Origin of the sequence: Streptomyces bikiniensis (genome assembly GCF_000716625.1) — a bacterium.
Classification (GTDB): domain Bacteria; phylum Actinomycetota; class Actinomycetes; order Streptomycetales; family Streptomycetaceae; genus Streptomyces; species Streptomyces bikiniensis.
On sequence record NZ_JNXJ01000151.1, the window covers coordinates 1 to 210 of the forward strand.

Genomic DNA, 210 nt, shown 5'->3' on the forward strand with positions numbered 1-210 from the left:
CGTGGGCAAGACCACGTTCGTCGGCGCGGTCTCGGAGATCAACCCGCTGCGTACCGAAGCCGTCATGACGTCCGCCTCGGCGGGCATCGACGACCTCACCCACACCGGCGACAAGACGACGACGACCGTCGCCATGGACTTCGGCCGCATCACCCTGGACCAGGACCTGATCCTGTACCTGTTCGGTACGCCGGGCCAGGACCGCTTCTG

General features: G+C 66.7%; 1 protein-coding gene. It reads left to right on the forward strand.

Translation table 11 applies throughout. From position 1 onward, the window contains the following. Position 1: 1 nt before the first annotated feature. Positions 2–210 (forward strand): ATP/GTP-binding protein (locus OO47_RS33175; protein WP_030694753.1); only part of this gene is annotated, 209 nt, incomplete at its 3' end.